The organism is Nocardia sp. NPDC127606 (genome assembly GCF_042671725.1).
GTDB lineage: Bacteria > Actinomycetota > Actinomycetes > Mycobacteriales > Mycobacteriaceae > Nocardia.
Window position 1 is genome coordinate 46,073 of sequence record NZ_JBHXWQ010000014.1, and the last position, 18,472, is coordinate 64,544.

18 protein-coding genes are annotated in these 18,472 nt (G+C 68.0%); 13 read left to right on the forward strand and 5 right to left on the reverse strand.

The genetic code is table 11. The features are described from left to right. Positions 1-52: 52 nt before the first annotated feature. Complete coding sequence (locus tag ACFVJ5_RS35115) at positions 53-703, reverse strand: phosphate uptake regulator PhoU (protein WP_379226952.1); 651 nt, start codon at positions 701-703, stop codon at positions 53-55. A gap of 104 nt (positions 704-807) precedes the next feature. Between ACFVJ5_RS35115 and ACFVJ5_RS35120 the strand changes: the two genes are divergently transcribed. The 11 genes from ACFVJ5_RS35120 to ACFVJ5_RS35170 all read left to right on the forward strand — a co-directional run bounded on the left by ACFVJ5_RS35120 (position 808) and on the right by ACFVJ5_RS35170 (position 12,356). Beyond that, positions 808-1,899 carry a calcium:proton antiporter gene (locus ACFVJ5_RS35120; protein ID WP_379226954.1) on the forward strand — a complete coding sequence of 364 codons (1,092 nt, stop codon included), beginning with the start codon at positions 808-810 and terminating at the stop codon, positions 1,897-1,899. Positions 1,900-2,097: 198 nt separating this feature from the next. Further along, on the forward strand, positions 2,098-2,943 hold the full coding sequence (locus ACFVJ5_RS35125; RefSeq protein ID WP_378996636.1) for an MlaE family ABC transporter permease: 846 nt from the start codon (positions 2,098-2,100) through the stop codon (positions 2,941-2,943). Continuing rightward, the gene (locus ACFVJ5_RS35130) at positions 2,943-3,809 is read left to right on the forward strand and encodes an ABC transporter permease (RefSeq protein WP_328659724.1); all 867 of its coding nucleotides are present in this window, start codon (positions 2,943-2,945) and stop codon (positions 3,807-3,809) included. Before ACFVJ5_RS35125 ends, ACFVJ5_RS35130 begins: the two co-directional genes overlap by 1 nt. Positions 3,810-3,818: 9 nt before the next feature. Continuing rightward, entirely contained in the window at positions 3,819-4,853 is a 1,035-nt protein-coding gene (locus ACFVJ5_RS35135) for an MlaD family protein (RefSeq protein WP_379226956.1), read from the forward strand. Then, entirely contained in the window at positions 4,850-5,854 is a 1,005-nt protein-coding gene (locus ACFVJ5_RS35140) for an MlaD family protein (protein WP_379226958.1), read from the forward strand. Before ACFVJ5_RS35135 ends, ACFVJ5_RS35140 begins: the two co-directional genes overlap by 4 nt. Further along, positions 5,842-6,861 carry an MlaD family protein gene (locus ACFVJ5_RS35145; protein ID WP_379226960.1) on the forward strand — a complete coding sequence of 340 codons (1,020 nt, stop codon included), beginning with the start codon at positions 5,842-5,844 and terminating at the stop codon, positions 6,859-6,861. Before ACFVJ5_RS35140 ends, ACFVJ5_RS35145 begins: the two co-directional genes overlap by 13 nt. Continuing rightward, the gene (locus tag ACFVJ5_RS35150) at positions 6,861-7,958 is read left to right on the forward strand and encodes an MlaD family protein (RefSeq protein WP_379226962.1); all 1,098 of its coding nucleotides are present in this window, start codon (positions 6,861-6,863) and stop codon (positions 7,956-7,958) included. The genes ACFVJ5_RS35145 and ACFVJ5_RS35150 overlap by 1 nt, the downstream gene beginning before the upstream one ends. Beyond that, positions 7,955-9,007, forward strand: a complete 1,053-nt coding sequence (locus ACFVJ5_RS35155; protein WP_379226964.1) for an MlaD family protein — start codon at positions 7,955-7,957, stop codon at positions 9,005-9,007. The genes ACFVJ5_RS35150 and ACFVJ5_RS35155 overlap by 4 nt, the downstream gene beginning before the upstream one ends. Next, the gene (locus tag ACFVJ5_RS35160; protein ID WP_379226966.1) at positions 9,004-9,957 is read left to right on the forward strand and encodes an MlaD family protein; all 954 of its coding nucleotides are present in this window, start codon (positions 9,004-9,006) and stop codon (positions 9,955-9,957) included. Before ACFVJ5_RS35155 ends, ACFVJ5_RS35160 begins: the two co-directional genes overlap by 4 nt. A gap of 132 nt (positions 9,958-10,089) precedes the next feature. Then, complete coding sequence (locus tag ACFVJ5_RS35165) at positions 10,090-10,731, forward strand: hypothetical protein (RefSeq protein ID WP_379226968.1); 642 nt, start codon at positions 10,090-10,092, stop codon at positions 10,729-10,731. 53 nt (positions 10,732-10,784) lie between these two features. Further along, complete coding sequence (locus ACFVJ5_RS35170; protein WP_379226970.1) at positions 10,785-12,356, forward strand: Na+/H+ antiporter; 1,572 nt, start codon at positions 10,785-10,787, stop codon at positions 12,354-12,356. A gap of 42 nt (positions 12,357-12,398) precedes the next feature. Here ACFVJ5_RS35170 and ACFVJ5_RS35175 read toward each other — a convergent pair whose 3' ends face one another. The 3 genes from ACFVJ5_RS35175 to ACFVJ5_RS35185 form a co-directional block, all read right to left on the reverse strand. Further along, positions 12,399-13,061 carry a VIT family protein gene (locus ACFVJ5_RS35175; protein ID WP_379226971.1) on the reverse strand — a complete coding sequence of 221 codons (663 nt, stop codon included), beginning with the start codon at positions 13,059-13,061 and terminating at the stop codon, positions 12,399-12,401. A 166-nt stretch (positions 13,062-13,227) separates the two neighbouring features. After that, positions 13,228-14,856 carry a GMC oxidoreductase gene (locus ACFVJ5_RS35180; protein ID WP_379226973.1) on the reverse strand — a complete coding sequence of 543 codons (1,629 nt, stop codon included), beginning with the start codon at positions 14,854-14,856 and terminating at the stop codon, positions 13,228-13,230. A 67-nt stretch (positions 14,857-14,923) separates the two neighbouring features. Next, positions 14,924-15,478 (reverse strand): YdcF family protein, encoded by a 555-nt coding sequence (locus tag ACFVJ5_RS35185; protein ID WP_379226975.1) that lies wholly within the window; start codon positions 15,476-15,478, stop codon positions 14,924-14,926. Positions 15,479-15,579: 101 nt separating this feature from the next. On the opposite strand from ACFVJ5_RS35185, the gene ACFVJ5_RS35190 reads away from it, so the two are divergent. Both ACFVJ5_RS35190 and ACFVJ5_RS35195 read left to right on the forward strand, forming a co-directional pair. Beyond that, on the forward strand, positions 15,580-17,079 hold the full coding sequence (locus ACFVJ5_RS35190; protein WP_379226977.1) for a flavin-containing monooxygenase: 1,500 nt from the start codon (positions 15,580-15,582) through the stop codon (positions 17,077-17,079). An 80-nt stretch (positions 17,080-17,159) separates the two neighbouring features. Next, a complete protein-coding gene (locus ACFVJ5_RS35195) occupies positions 17,160-17,564 on the forward strand; it encodes a hypothetical protein (RefSeq protein ID WP_379226979.1) in 405 nt (134 codons plus the stop codon). A 56-nt stretch (positions 17,565-17,620) separates the two neighbouring features. On the opposite strand, the gene ACFVJ5_RS35200 is transcribed toward ACFVJ5_RS35195, so the two are convergent. Next, positions 17,621-18,109 carry a MarR family winged helix-turn-helix transcriptional regulator gene (locus ACFVJ5_RS35200; protein ID WP_379226980.1) on the reverse strand — a complete coding sequence of 163 codons (489 nt, stop codon included), beginning with the start codon at positions 18,107-18,109 and terminating at the stop codon, positions 17,621-17,623. Positions 18,110-18,472 lie beyond the last annotated feature (363 nt).

The following is an 18,472-nucleotide window of genomic DNA, read 5'->3' on the forward strand; positions in this document are numbered from 1 at the left end:
ATGACCGTTGACGTCCGAGTGCAAACTCGAGGTGACCGATATCACAATCGCCTCAATCGGGCAGTGATCCCGACTCCGGCGGAATCCCGGTGTCCAGGAAGCGGATCAGCCGTGCGATGCGGGCGGCATGGTCGACGCATCGCTGGAACTGACTGCCCAGCAACGCCATATCGATCGCGGCCTCGGTGCTCACCTCGGCCGCGCCGAGGGCGGTGCGCAACTGCTTGCACAGCGTTTCCATCGCGGCGATGTCGCTGCCGTCGTCGGCGGCGAATCGACCGCTGGCCACCGACGCGCTCACCCGCGCGACACAGGCGGCCGCGAGCGTGCCCATCGAGACCAGTTCGGTGATCACCGATGCGGGTGCGACCACGCCCGGATGCGCCCGATATACGTACTGCCCAGCGGTTTCGGTGCGCCGACCGATCCGCGACAGCTCACCGGCGACTTGAATCGCGGTCACCACATGGCGCAGATCGCGCGCGACCGGCGCCTGCAACGCGAGCAGGGCCATGGTGCGGGATTCGCAGGCGGCGAACATCAGTTGTAGCTGCTCGTCGAGCGCGAACACCTCGTAGGTGGCGGCGAGGTCGGCGCCGGCCAGCGCCTGGGTAACCCGCTCGGTCGCGTCATGGGCGACGCGCGACATCAGGGTGAGATCGTTGGCCAAAGCGACGAGCTCGAGGGTGAACTGGGTCCGCACGCGCTGAATTGTTCCCCATCGAGGGGGCGCGAGTGAATCCATCGCCGAGATCCGTGCGGTGACGATTCCGGGTGTGCCCGGTCGTAGCTGGAAGGATGGGGGTCATGATTGCCGCGTTGACGACCAAATGGACCCTGTACGTGCCCATCCTCGCCGCGCTCGTGCTCGTACTCAGCTGGGGGCGTTCCGTACCGGGATTGATCGTCGCGCTGGTGAGTGTCGCACTGGTCGGCGCGGTGCTCTCGGCGGTCTATCACGCGGAGATCGTGGCCCACCGGGTCGGCGAACCCTATGGCTCGCTGGTCCTCGCGGTGGCGGTGACCGTGATCGAGGTGGCGTTGATCGTCACGATGATGATCTCCGGCGGCGACAAGGCGGCCTCGCTCGCTCGCGACACCGTGTTCGCCGCGGTGATGATCACCTGCAACGGCATCTTCGGCCTGGTGCTGCTGGTCGGTGCGCTGCGCAGACGGGTGGCGGTGTTCAACGCGGAGGGCACCGGCGCCGCCCTGGCCACCGTCGCGACCCTGGCCACGCTGAGTCTGGTGTTGCCGACCTTCACCACCAGCGCGCCGGGCCCGGAGTTCTCACCCGCGCAGCTCGCCTTCGCCGCGGTCGCCTCGCTGGCGCTCTACGGGCTGTTCGTGATGGTGCAGACGGTGCGCCACCCCGACGACTTCCTCCCGGTGGAGGACGGCGGCGCGGTCGACGACAGCGACACCCACACCCACGCGCCGTCCAACAGGGTCGCGTTGATCAGCCTCGGGATGCTGGTACTCGCCCTGGTCTGCGTGGTCGGCCTGGCCAAGGTGGTCTCGCCCGCGCTCGAATCGGCGGTGGCCTCGGCCGGCTTGCCGCAGTCGGCGGTGGGTGTGGTGATCGCGATGCTGGTGCTGTTGCCCGAGACGATCGCCGCGGTGAACTCCGCGCGGCGCAATCAGGTGCAGATCGGTTTGAATCTGGCGCTCGGCTCGGCGATGGCCAGTATCGGCCTGACCATTCCGGTGATCGCGATCGCGACCATCTGGTTGAGCGGACCGTTGGTGCTGGGTCTGGGCGCCACGCAGATGGTGCTCCTCGCGCTGACCGTCGTGGTGAGCACGCTGACGATCGTTCCCGGCCGCGCGACCTTGCTACACAGCGGCGTTCACCTGGCGTTGTTCGCGGCGTTTGTGTTCCTGGCCGCAAGCCCGTAGCTGAAGTGTTGCGGATCACATGGCAGGTAGATCTGTCATGGAAACCGCGGAAAAGCGACGAGGGTCACCCACCGGAAATTTTGTTGTGACGCAGAGTACCGGTTAGCTTGCTGGAGTTGGCACCGACGCCGAAGCCAGAGAGTGCGGTATGAAAATCACCAAGCCCCGTGCTTCACGAGCGGCCCGGAGGCATTCCTGATGTCTACCGATCTGCACTCCGCGAAGCCGGATTCCGCTACCCAGATCGTCCGCAAGAACTTCACCGACACGGTCGTGTCGTCGCTGCGGACCTTCGGGCGTGCGGTAGATCTCGCACAGCAATCGGTCGGCGGCTCGTTCTCCGACATCGCCCGCAGGCAGTTCCAATGGCGGGAGACCCTCGTGCAGGCCTGGCGCCTGATCACCGTCACCGCCATTCCCGCGATCCTGATGGCGATCCCGTTCGGCGTGATCGTCTCGGTCCAGGTCGGCAACCTGATCCACAGCCTCGGCGCCGACTCCATGCTCGGCGCCACCGGCGGCCTCGGCGTGATCAAGCAGGGCGCACCGATCGCCACCGGCTTCCTGCTCGGTGGCGCGGGGGCGGCGGCGATCGCGGCCGACCTCGGCGCGCGGACCATCCGCGAGGAGATCGACGCGCTCAACACCATGGGCATCAACCCGGTGCACCGGCTCGTCATCCCGCGCCTGGCCGCCATGCTGCTGGTCGCTCCGATGCTCAATGTGCTCATCATCTTCGTCGGCGTGCTGGCCGGTTACGCGGTCGCCGTCGGCGGTCAGGGCGTGACGCCGGGTAGCTACTGGTCGACGTTCGGTTCGTTCGCGACCGCCGGTGACGTGTGGGTCTCGCTGCTCAAGGCGTTGATCTTCGGATTCCTGGTCGTGATCATCTCCTGCCAGCGCGGACTGGAGGCCAAGGGCGGACCGCGCGGTGTGGCCGACGCGGTGAACGCGGCGGTGGTGCTCTCGGTCGTCTCGATCGCGATCGTGAACCTCCTCGCAAGCCAGATCAGCGCCATGTTCCTGCCGACGAAGTTGGCGTGATGGCTGCCTCCTCGTATATCCCCACCTCGCTGCACTGGCTGCGCAAGCCCGCACGCATCGGCAAACGGATCGTCACCGCCGGTGAATCACTCGGCTTCGTCGCGGTGTTCGTCTGGCAGGTGCTGTCGTCGGTGCCGCTGACGCTGCGCCGCTACCGGGACGAGACGCTGCGCGCGGTCACCGATATGACCTGGGGTCGCGGGTCGATCATCGTCGGTGGCGGCACCGTTCCGATGATGATCGTGCTCGGCCTGGTGATGGGCGCCTCGGTGGGCGTCGAATCGTTCGCCTCGCTCGACATGCTCGGCATGGGCCCGGTCACCGGCGTGATCTCGGCCTACGCGACCACCCGTGAGCTGGCTCCGATCGCGGCGGCCATCGGCTTCGCCGCACAGGCGGGGTGCCGGATCACCGCCGAGATCGGCGCGATGCGCATCTCCGAGGAGATCGACGCGATCGAGGCGCTCGGCCTGCGTTCGGTGCCCTACGTCGTCACCACCCGGGTGATCGCCGGCGCCATCGCCATCGTGCCGACCTTCCTGATCGCGCTGATCCTGGCGTACGGCGCCTGCCGTGGGCTGCTCACGATGGTCTACGGGCAGTCGGCCGGTGTGTACGACCACTACTTCTTCCAGTTCATCTCCGGCTTCGACATGATCGCCGCGGTGATCAAGGTGGCCGTGTTCGGCACGGTGGTGATCCTGGTGCACGCCTACTTCGGGTTCTTCGCAACCGGTGGCCCCGAGGGGGTCGGCATCGCCTCCGGTCGCGCGGTGCGCGCCAGCTCGGTGGCCATCATCGCCATCGACATGGTGCTCACGATCATGCTCTGGGGCTTCAACTCGGCGATCAGTTTTACGGGGTGAGAAGAGTAGATGCCTAACTATGGAATGCCCGGGGTCGCGGCCGATCGGCGCACCTCGCGGTTGACCGGCGTGATCATCCTGTCGGTGATCGCGGCGATCGCACTCGCCTATGCCACCTACACGAACCTGCGGGCCGAAGAAGGCCTGCGCATCGCGCTGCACACCGAACACCTCGGTGACGGCATCAGCGCGGGCAGCCAGGTCCGCGTCGACGGCGTGACGGTCGGCGAGGTCGCCGAGGTGACCCCCGGCGAACGCGGCACCCAGCAGATCGCGCTGCTGCTCGACACCGAGCGACTGGTCGGCATCGACGACAGCCTCGCGATCGACTACGCCCCGACCAACCTGTTCGGCATCGCCGAGATCGAATTGCGCCGTGGCGCGGGCGGTTCGCCGCTGCGCGAGGGCGCGGTCCTCGACCTCACCGGCACGAACAACGACCGGGTCTACGACGCGACGATGAGCGCCATCCTGCGCAGCCTCTCGCAGGTCGGCATGACCGTGACCAGCCCCCAGATGGCCACCGTCATCTCCCAGCTGGCCGCCGACTTCAAGGCCTTCACCCCGCTGGTGCAGGCCCTGATCACGGTCGCCAAGACCCTCGCCGACAACCAGGACGTGATGCCGTCGGAGCTGTTCGGCAAGCTCGGTCCCGCCTTCGACGGCGGCGGCGAGTTCGCGAGCGCCACCATGAAGGTGATCGACCAGCTCAGCGACATCCGGGTGACCCAGGTCGACAAAGAGCGCTACGACATCGGCGTCGGGGTGATCGGCGGCTCCATCCTGCCCGCGCTCACCACCACCGTGAGCACCGCGGGCGGGCACTTCGCCGAGACCACCGACATGCTCGCGCCGATGCTGCTCGCGCTGGCGCAGATGTCGCCGAATCCGAGCCGGACCGGCGCCGATCTCACCGCCCTGCTGCAGAACCTGCGCGGCGCCATGCCCGACGGCCCGAACGGACCCGTCCTCAATCTCGACGTCGAGCTCAGCGGTGTCCCCGGCATCGCGGTGCCGCTGTTCGGAAAGGCCGGTGGGCGATGAAGATTCGCGGAACCGCACTGCGCCTCGGCGTCTTCAGCCTGGTGATGATCGCCATTCTCGGCATGGTGTTCACCCTGATCAAGCGCCCGGTCGACGGTGACACCAACACCCACGACGCGTTGTTCACCGACGCCAACGGCCTCAAGGTCGGCAACGACGTCCGGATGTTCGGCGTGCAGGTGGGCAAGATCGAGAAGATCAGCCTCGAAGGCGACAAGGCCAAGGTCGCGATCACGGTCAAGACCGACACCCCGATCTACGACAACTCCAAGCTGGCGATCCGCTACCAGAACCTCACCGGCCAGCGCTATATCGACCTGCAGCAGGCGCCGAACCCGGGCAAGACCATCGCGGCGGGCGCACGGATCGGCGCCAACATGACCGTGCCGTCCTTCGACGTGACGAGTCTGTTCAGCGGCCTCAAGCCGGTGCTCGCCACGCTGTCGCCGGAAGCGATCAACCAGTTCACCGCGAGCATGCTCGCCGTGATCGAGGGCGACGGCACCGGCCTCGGCCCCGCGCTCACCGCGATCGACCAGCTCGCGAGCTATGCCGATGACCGTCAGCAGGTGATCAGCACACTGATCCACAACCTGTCGGAACTGTCCGAGCGCCACGGCGGCAAGGTCGGGCACCTAGTGCCGCTGCTGGCCCGGCTCACCGACATCTTCGAGGCGATGCAACGCAATATCGGCGGTGTCGCGCAGTTCGCGATGACCGCGCCCTCGGTGCTGGCACCGGTGGACCGGTTACTCGCCGCGCTGGGCCTGGTCGAGGGCGGCGGCGCCGATGTCGACGCGATGATCCGCGCGCTGTTCCCGAATCCACAGGAAGCCGTCGAGGTGTTCGGCAAGCTCCCCGGTCTGCTGGCCACGGTCGACGCCTCGCTCGCGCGCGGTTTCGCCGACTTCACGCCGCACTGCAGCAACGGCGCCGCCGAGGTGCCCGCGCCGCTGCAGGTGCTGATCGCCGGACAGAAGGTCACCGTATGCAACCGCTGAAGAAGCTCGCCGCGCTGTTCGCCGGTGATCGCCCGATCCCTGATGAAGCGGGCAAACTCGCACGGGAACTGCGGATGGGGATCATCGGCCTGAGCCTGGTGGTGCTGTTCATCATCGCCGCGGGCGTGGTCTACGTGGTGCCGCTGGGCAAGCACACCTACACCGCCGAGCTCAGCGAAGCGCAGTCGGTGCGCGAGGGCGACGACGTGCGCCTGGCCGGTATCTCCGTCGGCAGCGTCACCTCGCTGGAACTGAAGCCCGACAAGGTGCTCATGCAGTTCACCGTGAAAAACGACGTCTTCGTGGGTGATCAGACGTCCCTGGATGTCCGCATGCTCACCGTGGTCGGCGGTCACTACGTGGCGCTCTACCCCGCGGGCTCGAAGCCGCTGAGGGACAAGGCGATTCCCGCTGATCGAATCCGCTTGCCCTACAGCCTGATCGAGACCTTCCAGGACGCGACCGCGCCGCTGGCCGCCGTCGACGGCGACACCGTGCGCAACAACCTGGCCGCCGCGAACTCCGCGATCGCGACCTCGCCGGAGGCGCTGCGCACCACGCTCGACACCGTCGGCAAGTACGTCGACATGCTCGACCGCCAGCGCGGTCAGGTGTCGAAGTCGATCGCGGTCGTCGACGAGTACATCACCATGTACGACGGCGCCAAGTCCGATCTGGGCAGGCTGATGGACAACGTCAACCTCCTCGAGGACCTGCTGCTGAGCAAGAAAGCCGAACTGGCCGAAGCGGTCCGACTGCTCACCGCGGTCGTGAATCGGCTGGCGGGCCTTGCGCCGACCTGGGAATCCACCCTGAAACCGCAGGTGCAGGCCCTGGCCGACGCCCTGCCGCGACTGCAGGAACTCGGCGGCCGACTCGAGCCGGTGATCGGGACCGTCGGTGACCTGCAGACGAAGCTGTCGCAGCTGACGACTCCCGACGCCGGGGTCGTAGTCGACCAGTCGAGCGCCCGTGTGTGCGTACCGCTGCCCGGGAAGGCGTGCTGATGCTGAAACGACTGCTCGGATCCCAGGCGTTCATGTCGATCGCCGGTGTCGCGGTGCTCGTGGCGCTTGTGACCGGTGGCTATTTCGTCGCCTTCGATCCGCTGAAGAAGACCGAATCCTATTGCGCGCTGATGCCCGACGCGATCGGCCTCTACCCGGGCAACCACGTCACCATGCGCGGCATGGATGTGGGCGAGGTGACCGCGGTGCGCAACGAGGGCGCCAAGGTGCGGGTCGAATTCGAAGTCGACGCCGAATTCCCGGTCTACTCCGACGCTTCCGCGACCACGGTCGCGTATTCGGTCGCGGCGGACCGCAATCTGGCGGTGCTCACCAGCGGCAAGACCGCGCCCCCGCTGGCGGGCGGCTGCATCACCAAAACGCTGACCCCCAAGAGCATCACCGAAACTCTCACAGCGCTGGCGAGCCTGTCCGATCAGCTCTCCGGCGGCACCGCGGGTGCGCCGAGTGCGCTGTCCGAGGGTCTGTCCTCGCTGAACCGTGCGACCGAGGGCACCGGCCCGACGGTCAACGAACTCATCCACAAGCTCGGGTCGGCGATGAACAAGCCCGACGCCGACATCGGCCATCTCGCCAGTCTTTTCGACGCGTTCGCCTCGGTCTCGAACCGGGTCGCCGCCAACTGGGGTGACCTGCAGACGATGCTGGTCCGGCTGGCGCCGCTGCTCAACATGGCCTCCGACGACCTGCTCGGCCCGGCCACCTCGCTGTTCGACGGTCTCGGCGAGGTGTTGCCGATGCTCAACGACATCGCGATCATCCTCGGCGATCCGTTGATCGGCGCGCTCGACGACGCCGTCCCGCTGGTGAAGTTGCTGCGCGCCAACGTCGGCTCGCTCAGCGAGATCGTGGCGAAGATGCCCGCGCTCGCCTCCGCCTTCCGCAGCGCCACCGATCCCGCGGGCGGCACCGCGATCACCTACGCGCCGCCGAAGGTCGCCTTGCCCGTCGGTGAGGCCGATCAGGTGTGCGGCGCGGTGAACGAGCTGATGCCGGGGCAGTGCCCCGACCCGGCGCGGGGACTGGCCGATGTGAATCTCGTGCAGGTTGTGCTGGGAATGGCAGGTGCTCGGTGAACACCCGAAAGATGTTGCGGCGCAACGCGGTCGCACTCGTCGTCGCGGCCGGACTCGCGGTCGGCGGCTGCGGTTTCGACCCCGCCGAAGTACCCGTGCCCGGCTCGACAGTCAGCGGTTCGACCTACCGTGTGCAGATCGAGTTCAGCAGCGCGCTGAACCTGCCCGCGAAGTCGAAGGTGATCGCCAACGGTGCCGAGATCGGCATCGTCGACGGTGTGCGGGTGGTCCAGCCCGCCGACGCGCCCGCGGGCCGTGGCGGTTACGTCATCGTCGAGGCCGACATCCTCGACACCGTGCAGTTGCCGACGAAGTCCATCGCCGAACTGCGCCAGGACACCATCCTCGGCGACATCCATCTCTCGCTCACCACTCCGAAGGACGGCTTCGGCGATCTGCTGCGCGACGGCGGCACCATTCCGATCGAGCGCACGAAACCGCCTGTGCAATTGGAAGACACGATGGCCACCATGGCGCTGTTCGTGCAGGGCGGCGCGATCGGTCAGCTGCAGGAGATGCTCGGCCGGATCAACTCGGTGATGCCACAGGATCCCAAGGAAACCGCGCGCATCTCCGCGGTGATGGGCGCCGACGTCGCCGACCTCGCCGCGCACCTGGATCAGGTCGATCTGCTCGTCAACGGGCTGTCCCGCAATGCGGCGATCCTGCACGACGACACCGAACAGGCTCTGACCGATATCCTCACCCCCGAAGCCGTTGCCTCGCTGACGGGTACGCAGGACTCGATCGCCAAGACCATGAAGATCTTCGACGCGCTCGGCCCGGTGGGTTCCTCGCTCACCTGGCTGGCCCCGATCGCGAGCTCCGGTGACGCGGCCGCGACCGCGTTCCTGCCGCTGGCCACCGGTGGCTCGGCCGATCTGCGTTCCTCGACCAACATGGCACTGCTCATCGCTCTGCTGCGCGACAAGATCATCCCGTTCGCCGAACGCGGGCCGAAGGTGAACGTCACCGGTGTCGAGGTGTCCGAAGAAGACCAGCTGGCGCAGATCGTCACCGCGCTGCGGATGATCGGAATGGTGCGATGAAGATCGGTGCACTGGCCTCCCTCGGCGGCATCGCCGCCATCACCGTGCTCGGCGCGAGCTACCTGACCTTCGGCGTGGTGCGCGTCGACCCGTTCGCCGACTACACCGCGGCCTCGATCGAGATCGCGAATTCCGGTGGCCTCAGTGTCGGTTCGCCGATCCTGCTGACCGGTATCGAGATCGGTGAGGTCACCGGCGTCGACACCTCGGCGAGCGGTCGCGTGCAGGTCGGGTTCCGGTTCGCCGCCGAGCACAAGGTGCCGATGAGCAGCGTCGTCACCATCGAGCACCTGTCCTCGCTCGGTGAGCCGTACGTGCAGTTCGTGCCGCGCGACGCACGCGGCCCCTATCTCACCGACGGGCAGCGCCTGTCCGGCGAGAACGTGCGCACCCCGATGTCGATCCCCGAGGTCGCGCGGCTGGTCACCAAGACCGTCGAGCAGCTCGATCCCGCGGTCGTCGGTTCCCTGGTCGACACCCTCGGCACGGCGATGGTCGGCACCGAGAACGTCGTTCCCGAGCTGGCGAGGGCGGGCGACCTGCTCGCCGCGGCGCTCATGAGTCGCGCACCGGCGATCGGCCAGTTGCAGAACAACTTCGAGTACGTCTCCGGCGACATCGGCTGGGCCGGGCCCGCCACCTCGGCCGCCGCGCCCGCCTTCATCCGGTTGAGCCAGGTGATCGACCAGTTCGTCGAATCCGTCGGCCGGGCCACCGAAGGCGATCCGCGGATGTACCTGCGCGAGGACGGTCTGGTGCCGTTGCTCGAGCAGCTCACCGCCAAGCTGAACGAACTCGGCCCCGAGCTCTCCGCCCTGCTGCCCGGACTACGCCCGCTCACCGAATCGGTGACCTCGACCGCTCCGCAGCTCGATCTGAGCGCACTGATCGCGCAGGCTCTGCACAACACCGACGCCGACGCGGTGAAGGTGCGGGTCGCGATCAAGTAAACATCCGGCAACCATCGGATATAGGTATCTGCCCTGGCCAGTGGTTGTTCCGTTGAGCAGAGCGATCTGCGAGCAACCGTGCGGTAGCGTGACCGAACGAGGGGAGACCTGGTCCGCGGCAAAGGCGGTGCGATGGCAGAGAGCAGCGAGGGTCCGCACACACGGACCGGCAGCAGTACTCGGATGATCGCGATCGCGGCGGTGCTCGCCGCGATACTCGCGCTGGTGGTCGCGCTCGGCTTGGTGATGCGCGCCGACCAGGGTGGTGACGACAACCCGTCGGTGAACCCGATGGGATCCGACGCCAACGGTCTCCCGGTCGCCGGGTCCGATTCGGACCAGGAATTCGCGCCCCCGTGGCCGGCCAGGAGGGTCGGCGGGAACTGCTCGGCCGGTGGCATCGTCGCGCATTGGCGGGTCCACGACGACGGCAGTTGGCAGTGCACGGTGACCACCCCCGACGCCCTGCCCCCGGCAGCGGCCCCCGCGCCGCCACCGCCGCCACCGCCGCCCGGAACCGAACCCGCCCCCGGGCCCGTGCCGGTGGAGGCGCCTCCGCCGCCGCCCGCATTCGAGCCTCCGCCTCCGCCTCCGCCGCCCGTCTACGAGCCGCCCGTCTATGAGCCGCCGCCCCCGCCGCCCGAGCCGCCCCCGGTCTTCGAACCCGAACCCGCCCCGGCGCCGCCCCCACCGCCTCCGCCTCCGCCTGTCCTGCAACTCCCGTTCCCCCTTCCGCCGATCCTGCTCCCACCGGCGGCAGCCGTCCGGCCCTGACCGGCGGCGGGTCGATGCCCGCGCGCCGCCGATGTCGGTGAGACTGGTCAGCTATGGACCAGTTGGTGCTGACTCTGGTGATCCTGCTCGCGGCCGTGCTCGCCGAACCACTCGGCGCGCGCCTCGGTCTCGCGCCGTCGATTCTGATGACAGTGTTCGGCTGCCTGCTCGCGCTGGTTCCGGCCGTGCCGAGCCTGCACATCCCGCCCGAGTTGATCCTGCCGCTGGTCCTGCCGCCACTGCTCTACGCCGCCGCCCGCCGCACCTCGTGGCGGCAGTTCGCGGAGAACTGGCAGATCATCGCGTTGCGCGCGGTCGGGCTCGTGATCGTCACCGCGATCGCGGTCACCGCGGTCTTCCACGCGTGGAATCCCGCCACGGCGGTCGCCGCGGGCCTGGTGCTCGGTGCCCTGGTCGCACCACCCGACCCGGTCGCGGCCACGTCCATGGCGGGCAGCCTCGGCCTGCCACGCCGGCTGATCGTGACCCTCGGCGGCGAAGGGCTGTTCAACGACGTCACCGCGATCGTCATCTACACGGTCGGAATCCAGGCAGTCGTCACCGGCCTGTTCTCGCCGTGGCACGCGCTCGGTGACTTCGCGATCGCCGCGGTGGTCGGCGTCGCCGTCGGCCTGCTGCTCGGCTGGCTCGGCAGCAAGCTCACCAAGTATTTGGACACGGCCACCGGTCAGGTCGCGGTGAGCCTGCTGTTGCCCTTCGCCGCCTACGGCATCGCCGAGCACTGGGAGGGGTCGGCGGTGCTCGCGGTGCTGGTCTGCGCGCTGTACCTCACCGATGCCGTGACCGAAATCGGTGACCGCGACTATCGCCTGGTCGCCGACTCGTTCTGGGACATCACCGAAATGCTCATCACCGGTTTCGCCTTCGCCCTGATCGGCCTGGAGCTGCGGGTGGTCATCGACACCACCGGACACAATTGGCCGGGACTGGCCGGGGTCACCGCCGCGGTGATCGCGGTCGTCGTCGGATTGCGCCTGGCCTGGCTGATGGCCACCTGGGCGATCAGCAGCAAACTGCCCAACACCGACGAGCCGTTCACCTGGCGCGAGGTGATCGTCACCTGGTGGGCGGGCATGCGCGGGGTCGCGACGGTGGCGCTGGCACTGGCCGTGCCGTTCACCCTCGACACCGGGGCCGACTTCCCCGCCCGCTCGGAAATCCTGTTCATCGCGTTCGCGGTCGTGCTGTTCACCCTGCTCGTACAGGGCCCGACCCTCCCGCTGGTGGTCCGCCTCACCGGAGTACACGCCGACACCCGCCAGGAACGCGCCGTCGAACAGGCGCTCTGGACCAGGGTCGTCAATGCCGAACTCACCGAACTCAAAGCGATCGCCGCCCGCGACAACCTCCCGGAGGACGTCTACGAGGACCTCAAGGCGCTGCTGCGTCGGCTGTCCGCCAAGGCCGATCCCGAGGCGGCCGATGCCGACGCGAAAGCCACGCTGGACAAGGAACGCAAACTCGCCTCCCAGATGCGTGCGGTCCGCGCCGCCGTGACCGAGGCAGGCCGTCGCGAAGCCCAAGCCGCTCGTCGCGAACCCGGCATGCCCCCGGATGTCGTCGACCGAGTCACCCGCCGACTCGACCTCGGCCCGATGCATTGAGTGCGCACCGTTCGATGTCCGGTCTCGAGACCTGCTCGGAACTCAGCCGCTTCCCAGCGAGTCTGTGGCGGCGCCGATTCCGTAGGTGATCGCCATGGCCAGCGCGCCGCCTACCACCACTCGCAGCACCGCGCGTCCGCGGTTGCTCCCGCCGAGTCGCGCACTCACCGACCCGGTGATCGCGAGGGCGATCAGCACCGCGGCGAACGTCACCGGTACCCGCCATGCGGTGGGCGGCAACACGATCGCCAGCAGTGGCAGCAGCGCACCGCAGGTGAACGAGATCGCCGAGGAGATCGCGGCCGCCCACGGGTTGGTGAGCGAGCGCGGGTCGATGCCGAGTTCGGCCTCGGCGTGCGCGGTGAACGCGTCGTGGGCGGTGAGCTCGGCGGCCACCGTGCGCGCGGTGGCCGGGCTGAGGCCCTTCTTCTCGTAGATCCCGGCCAGCTCGGCCAGTTCGAAATCGGGTTCGTCGGCCAGTTCACGGCGTTCCTTGGCCAGCAGCGCCTTCTCCGAATCCCGCTGGGTACTCACCGACACGTATTCGCCCGCGGCCATCGAGATCGCGCCCGCCACCAGTCCCGCGATGCCCGCGGTGAGGATCGTCTGGGCATTGTTCGTGGTCGCGGCGACACCGACGACCAGCCCAGCGGTAGAGACGATGCCGTCGTTCGCGCCGAGCACGCCGGCGCGCAACCAGTTCAACCGGGTCGCAAGACCTTCGGTGTGCGGCTCATGCGGATGACCTGACCCGGGCGCACCCCCGGCCCCCTGCGGTCGACTGTTCTCTGTGGGCGAGTCCGGCACCCGCTCAGCCTAGTCGGGACAACCAGCGGATCATCGGCTCGCCGCAGCGAAGTCGGCCACTCGCTCAGTTCCGTCGGGCAATCGAGGAATCAGCAGTGGCCGCCAGGCCCGCGCGCAGCGTGTCGGCCAGACGCACCGCGAGCGCGATCACGGTCAACGTCGGATTGACGTGCCCGTTCGTCGGAAAGACCGAACTGCCCGCGATGTAGAGGTTGTCCACCCCGTGCACCCGGCAGTGCTGGTCCACCACCCCGTGCCGCGGATCGGCCGACATCCGGGTGGTGCCGCTGGGGTGCGCGCAGTCGGTGAGCGGTAGGGGATCGGTGCTGTCGGGCAGCGCCGCGGGAACCACCTGCGGCGCGGGCAGCCCGAGCCGGGCGAACTCGCCCACGAGCAACGCTGTCGCCCGGCGCACGGTCCGATCCTCCTGATCGCTGATCCGCCAATCCACCTGTGGCAGCGGCATTCCCATCGGGTCGGTGCACGTCGAGAGCCGTACCCGGCTGTCGGCGTCCGGTGTCTGCTCCACCACGGCCCGCACCTCGACGTCGGCCAGCCGGTGTGGCAACCCGACACCGTCGACCAATCTGCGCCGCGCGCCGCTGGCCAGAAGTCCGGTGTCGGACAGCATTATTCGCAGGTCCTGCCACCGAACCCGCCCGCGCAACAACCGCTTCACCGAGTCCCACGGATCGTCGTCGGCGGTGATCTCCTGCAACCACAGCGCACAGTTCACCAGCGACTCGCGCCGCTGCACCGCGGGTGACAACGCCATCCCGTGCAGAAAGGTGTGCTTACCTCGCGCGCTCTTCACCACGTACTTGCCGAACCGATCGAGCGCCGCCCGGGCCTGCGCGGGGCGCAGCGTCGCCACCACCCCGCTGCGATGATCCATCAGGTATCGCCCCACCTGGTCGTACCGATTCCCGATCCCGCCGACGACGGTGCGCCGCGACGCCAGCAGCAGCCGTGGTGTCGCGATTCCACCCGCGGCCAGCACGAACACCCGCGCTTCGACGGTGCGAACACGGCCGCCGGCGCCGGTCACCTCGACCGAATTCACATGCGCGCCGGTGGTATCGGTATCGATATGGGTGACCGTCGCGTTCACCAGTACCCGCGCGGTCGGCGCGACGATGTCACGCACCTGCGGCCCCCACCGTTTGCAGTCGAACCGATTGGCCGGGTCGCGGCTGATCTGCCAGAAGTAGGGGCGCAACGCGGCGGTGTCGAGTGCGCCGGCGGGTGCTTGCCGCCCGGCCAGCGGCCAGAACTCGGTCTCGGTGAAGCCGGTGCCGTGCCCGAGCCCGGCATGCGCGGCGGCGCGTTCGGCGAAGGGGCGCAGTGCGCCCGCGTCGATCGGCCAGCCGGACCGGGTGACCCAGGGCCGATTGGCGAAGTCGAGGTCGTCGAGCACGCCGCAGCGCCCTGCCCAGGTGTGTGAGCTGCCGCCGAGCACCCGGTTTCCCGCGATCCGGTGCTGGTGCGCGCGTGGTGCGCCGATGTTCTCGATCGCGGCGAATGCTGTGTCGTCGGCGGTGATCTCGTGTCCGCCGCTCTCCAGCACCAGTACCCGCAGTCCGGCGGCGGCGAGTTCGGTGGCCACCGTCAGGCCCGCCGGGCCCGACCCGATGACGCAGATCTGGGTGCGCAACGCGTCGTCACCGACGGTGCGCAGATCCTCTACAAGCATCGGCGGTCCTCTCACCGGCGGTGCCCCCGCACCGCTGATCTCACTGTAAGAGCAGCGCCATCGTGTGTCAGTCGGTCTCGCAATGCTGATTGACGAAAGCTCGGATGTACCCCGCGGATTGGCGAACGTACATATACGACCAGAACCCCGGCCCCGATTCCGACGGGCTGGCGACCATGGTGATCTCGCCGTCGTAGCACTTCTCCACGATGTACCTGGCGCGCGACACATGCGGCGTGAAGGTGACCACGATGATGTGGTTCCAGCCGTAGATCTTTGCGCGCCGCACGATTTCGCGTGCCTCACCGTCGGTGGTCCACGGGTCGGGCACGAAACACGAGACACGGAAGGCGAATCGGCCGCCGCAGTACTTGTCCATCATCGGGTCGTCGGCGCCGGTGGACTGCGAGATCAGCACCTCGGGGGCGAGACCGCGCTCGGCGAGTTCGATGCCGAGGTCGAACCGCTCGTACGGGGTGCCACCGAGCACCACGATCACATCGGCGGGCCTGAGCGGGTCGATCTGGGGATGCACGAAGACCGGCCAGCCGGCGAATGCGACAGCCAGCACGGTGACAAGTGCGCCGACGAGCAACCATCCCGCACGCCGAAAGATCGACACGGCACCGACGATACCGAAATCGCCACGATGGCCGCCTCGGCCGCGATCGAGGCGGGTACACGCTCTTCTGCCGCGGTCCCGCGCCAGGCACACTGGAGCCCATGACCGATACCGCCGTTGCCCCCGAACACCTCGACGTCGTCATCGTCGGCGCCGGGTTGTCCGGCATCGGGGCCGCTTACCGGCTGCAGACCGAGCACCCGCATCGCAGCTACGCCGTCCTGGAGGCGCGCGCCGACCTCGGCGGCACCTGGGACCTCTTCCGCTACCCGGGCATCCGCTCGGATTCGGACATGTTCACCCTCGGCTACCCGTTCAAGCCGTGGCGCGCGGCCCGCTCCATCGCCGACGGCGCCGCGATCCTGGACTACATCCGCGAGACCGCGCAGGAGAACGGCATCGACCGGCACATTCGCTTCGGTGCGCGGGTGATCGGCGCGGATTGGTCATCGGCGCAGGCCCACTGGCGGCTCACCATCGCCCACGAGGGCCCCGACGGACCCGAGCTGAGCACCCTGACCTGCGGTTTCCTCTACACCTGCGCCGGCTACTACGACTACCAGCAGCCGCACGCCCCCGAGTTCGCCGGCCGCGACGCCTTCGCGGGCACCGTCGTGCATCCGCAGTTCTGGCCTGCCGACCTCGACACCCGCGACAAGCGGATCGTCGTCATCGGCAGCGGCGCCACCGCCGTCACCCTGGTGCCCAACCTCGCGGCCGACGCCGCCCACGTCACCATGTTGCAGCGCAGCCCCACCTGGATCAGCGCCGTGCCCGGCCGCGACAAGCAGGCCGACAAGATCCGCGAGCTGCTGCCCGCGGGTCTGGCCCACCGGCTGATCCGGACCAAGAACATCCTGTTCAACATCGGTTTCTACCAGTTCTGCCGCCGTCGTCCCGCCGCCGCGCGCAAGCTGCTCACCGACCTCACCACCCGGATTCTCAAAGACGACAAGCTCGTCGCCGAACACTTCACACCCGATTACGACCCGTGGGACCAGCGTCTGTGCGCCGCCCCCGACGCCGACTTCTTCAAGGCGATGAAAAAGGGAAAGGCCTCGGTGGTCACCGACCAGATCGACGCCTTCGTGCCGGAGGGGATCCGCCTGGTGTCGGGGGAGACGCTGCCCGCCGACATCGTGGTCACCGCCACCGGCCTGCGCCTGTTGGCGTTCGGCGGCATCGCGCCCTCGGTCGACGGCACCCCCGTGCCCCTGGCCGACCAGTTCGTCTGGCAGGGCGCCATGCTCACCGGGCTGCCCAACTTCGCCATCTGCGTCGGCTACACCAACGCGTCCTGGACCTTGCGCGCCGACCTCACCTCCCGTTTGGTCTGCAAAGTCCTCACCCACCTCGACCGCACCGGCAGCGCCGCGGTCGTCCCCGAACCCAAGGGTGCGCTCGCCGAACGCCCACTGCTCGACCTGAACGCAGGCTATGTCCTGCGCTCGATCGCGGCGTTCCCCCGTCAGGGCGACCGTCATCCGTGGCGGGTCAGGCAGAACTACCTGCTCGACGCGCTGATCACCCTGCGCACCGACCTCGGCAAAACCCTGCGACCGGTGCCGCGTCGAGTAGGAGAGTTCACCCGCAACGGGTGAGGCGCGGGGCTCGTCGGGTTTCTACCGTTGTCGTGTGCCGTGGTGGCACGTGGCATTGACCTGACGGGAAAGGCCCAGCGATGACAGACACGAATCAGCACCAGCTGCGCAACGGAATCGCGGCAGGAACCTCCATCGGCGCTGGCATCCTGCTGGCGGTTGTCGGTGTCCTGCAGATTTTCCAGGGAATCTCCGCGGTTGCCAACGACGATCTCATCGTTGTGGGACCGGAGTACACCTACCAGTTCGACCTCACCAGCTGGGGCTGGTGGCACATCGTTCTCGGCGCGATCGCGGTCATCGTCGCGATCGGCCTGCTGGCCGGTCAGACGTGGGGCCGGGTATTGGCAATGGTGATCGCCGCACTGTCGATCATCGCCAATTTCCTGTGGCTGCCCTACTACCCCTGGTGGTCGATCCTGATCATCGCCGTCAACATCGTGGTGATCTGGGCAGTGGCCACCTGGCGACCGAACAACGTCTGAGCTGTCCTGATCCATCCGACAACGCCGCCCCGGTCATCGGGGCGGCGTTGGTCGTCTCAGTAGTCGAGCGCAGGCTGCCCCGCTTCGGCGTCGCCGAGCGTGTGGACGAGATGCGACGACAGCCGTTCGCCCAGGACGGCGAGCTCGGCCTTCTGCGGATCGTCGAGTCCGTCGAGCACCAGCTTGCGCACCGCGACCAGGTAGTCCGGCGTCGCCTCCACCACCTTGGCCTGCCCGCTTTCGGTGAGTACCGCGTCGATCCCGCGCCCTGATTCGGCCGCTTCCCGCCGCGCCCATCCCACCCGTTCCAGCTTCGACACCACGTGGGAGACCCGTGAAATGGACCCGTGCCCCCGGGCCGCGAGCGTGCTCAACCGCATCCGGCGACGCGGCGCATCGTGGAGCAGGGCCATCACCCGGTACTCGAAATGGGTCACCCCGAACTCTCGTTGTAGTCGTGAATCGAGTGCGCTCGGTACGCGCATCGAGAGGGTGACCACCGCGCTCCAGGCGCGGCGCTCGACCGAGTCGAAATCCTCTATCACCTCGGTCTACCTTCCACCCGTGTGTTAGCTGCAAAATTGCTGAACGATGGCAAACTGTATATCGGGGGGCCGGTCCTGTCCATGCTTGTCACGTCATGACACCAGGTAGAACGTGTGTTATAGATCATCGGCGCCCTGGACGAATGATCAGTTGCCGCCTGATCGCCGAACGCTCACCCTCGGCGATCGCGATGTTCGCGGCGAGCGCGTGGCTTGAACCCGCAGTGCCGTGGTGGGCGTGACCTGGGGAAATGTCGAATCTTCCAGGCGATTTGACTTCGTGTTGGTCGGCACGTAACTTTATTCGAGTCAGAGCGACACGGACACCGACTCAGCCGCCCAGCGGCCGAGACACGAGGTAGT

Coding starts and splice junctions, on each gene's coding strand:
- ACFVJ5_RS35195 (WP_379226979.1), top strand. CDS start 17,160: ATGACAGACACGAATCAGCACCAGCTGCGCAACGGAATCGCGGCAGGA.
- ACFVJ5_RS35135 (WP_379226956.1), top strand. CDS start 3,819: ATGCCTAACTATGGAATGCCCGGGGTCGCGGCCGATCGGCGCACCTCG.
- ACFVJ5_RS35165 (WP_379226968.1), top strand. CDS start 10,090: ATGGCAGAGAGCAGCGAGGGTCCGCACACACGGACCGGCAGCAGTACT.
- ACFVJ5_RS35130 (WP_328659724.1), top strand. CDS start 2,943: ATGGCTGCCTCCTCGTATATCCCCACCTCGCTGCACTGGCTGCGCAAG.
- ACFVJ5_RS35190 (WP_379226977.1), top strand. CDS start 15,580: ATGACCGATACCGCCGTTGCCCCCGAACACCTCGACGTCGTCATCGTC.
- ACFVJ5_RS35170 (WP_379226970.1), top strand. CDS start 10,785: ATGGACCAGTTGGTGCTGACTCTGGTGATCCTGCTCGCGGCCGTGCTC.
- ACFVJ5_RS35120 (WP_379226954.1), top strand. CDS start 808: ATGATTGCCGCGTTGACGACCAAATGGACCCTGTACGTGCCCATCCTC.
- ACFVJ5_RS35145 (WP_379226960.1), top strand. CDS start 5,842: ATGCAACCGCTGAAGAAGCTCGCCGCGCTGTTCGCCGGTGATCGCCCG.
- ACFVJ5_RS35140 (WP_379226958.1), top strand. CDS start 4,850: ATGAAGATTCGCGGAACCGCACTGCGCCTCGGCGTCTTCAGCCTGGTG.
- ACFVJ5_RS35150 (WP_379226962.1), top strand. CDS start 6,861: ATGCTGAAACGACTGCTCGGATCCCAGGCGTTCATGTCGATCGCCGGT.
- ACFVJ5_RS35125 (WP_378996636.1), top strand. CDS start 2,098: ATGTCTACCGATCTGCACTCCGCGAAGCCGGATTCCGCTACCCAGATC.
- ACFVJ5_RS35160 (WP_379226966.1), top strand. CDS start 9,004: ATGAAGATCGGTGCACTGGCCTCCCTCGGCGGCATCGCCGCCATCACC.
- ACFVJ5_RS35180 (WP_379226973.1), bottom strand. CDS start 14,856: ATGCTTGTAGAGGATCTGCGCACCGTCGGTGACGACGCGTTGCGCACC.